Below are 1,215 nucleotides of genomic sequence, written 5' to 3'. Positions count from 1 at the left end.
GCCGCCAGCGCGGCTACCCCGATCGTTATGCACCGCGACCCCGGCTGCGGCTGTTGCGCCAAGTGGGCGGCGCAGGTGCAGCAGCAGCTCGGCCGTCAGGTGCGCGTCGTCGATGATCCCAACCGCCCGGCGCTGCAGAAGCGCGCGGGCGTTCCCGCGGACGTCTCGTCCTGCCACACCGCAATCGCCGATGGCATCGCTTTCGAGGGCCACGTGCCGATCGCCGACATGAAGCGGGCTCTTTCGACCCGGCCCAAGGGCGTGCGAGGCCTCGCGGTCGGCGGCATGCCGTTCGGCTCGCCAGGAATGGAAGTGCCGGGCGTCAAGGCGCAAGCCTATGACGTGGTCGCCTTTGGTCCCAGCGGCCGCCGCCTGTTCGCCCGCCACGGCAGCTGATCGGCCGATGTTTTTTGGCGGAGTGGCATGACGCGGTCGCCGCAGCCAGCGTAGCTGTGGCGTCCAGTCCGTCTTGAAGAGCAGACGGAAAGTTTCACAAAGAAAGCTGGGCAGGTGAGGGAAGAAGGCGCGGCGTGCGTAAACTGGATTGAAACAACACGGTTCAAGGGGTTGGGTGATGGGCGGTAAACGAGGCGGGGCTTTCGCTCTACTCCTTGCGGTTGCAATCTCAGTAAGCACGTCGGCATCGGCGCACGAAGATCACGATGCGCTCGGGGCCGGTCCCGGGCCGGCCGCTAGCAGCGCAGCCGAGACGCAGAAAGCAGATGGGGCGGACGCTGGCGACGGCCACATGGGCATGGGCTCTATGTCGACCGTGGACATGAACATGGGCGGCCGCGACATCGCCGGCGACGACATGGACATGGGCGGCATGCACGAGGAGACCGCCAACAAGAACAAGACTTTCGGCGAACGGCTTGTGAGCTGGCTGGGGCGGGTGCATACCATGGTCATTCATTTTCCCATCGCCCTGTTCATCGGTGCGTTCGGGGTGGAGCTGTTCGGGTTGTGGCGCCGCAACCGGGATTATCAGCATGTCGCACACATAATGCTGGTCGTCGGCGCGCTGGGAGCGATCGTGGCGGCGTTCCTGGGCTGGTTCGCAGGCGGGTTCTACCTGACCGACCGCAACCCTATCCTGATGACGCATCGCTGGCTCGGGACATCGATCGCGGTCTTCGGCGTCGTGCTGGCTTGGATGGCAGCCCGCCACCGCAAGGGTCCCGAGCGGTCGCGGTCGTTGTATTGGGTGGTGCT

The 1,215-nt window shown here is 65.6% G+C and carries 2 protein-coding genes; both read left to right on the top strand.

All coding sequences use genetic code 11. The features are described 5' to 3' along the window. Positions 1-396 (top strand): DUF411 domain-containing protein (locus BMX36_RS21250; RefSeq protein WP_256210971.1); only part of this gene is annotated, 396 nt, incomplete at its 5' end. A 367-nt stretch (positions 397-763) separates the two neighbouring features. Next, on the top strand, positions 764-1,215 hold a 452-nt coding region (locus BMX36_RS21245), incomplete at its 3' end, for a DUF2231 domain-containing protein (RefSeq protein WP_093068560.1).

This window comes from Sphingomonas sp. OV641 (genome assembly GCF_900109205.1).
Taxonomy (GTDB): Bacteria; Pseudomonadota; Alphaproteobacteria; order Sphingomonadales; family Sphingomonadaceae; genus Sphingomonas.
The sequence above is the reverse complement of the archived record's forward strand: the minus strand, read 5'-3'. Positions and strand labels throughout refer to the sequence as shown.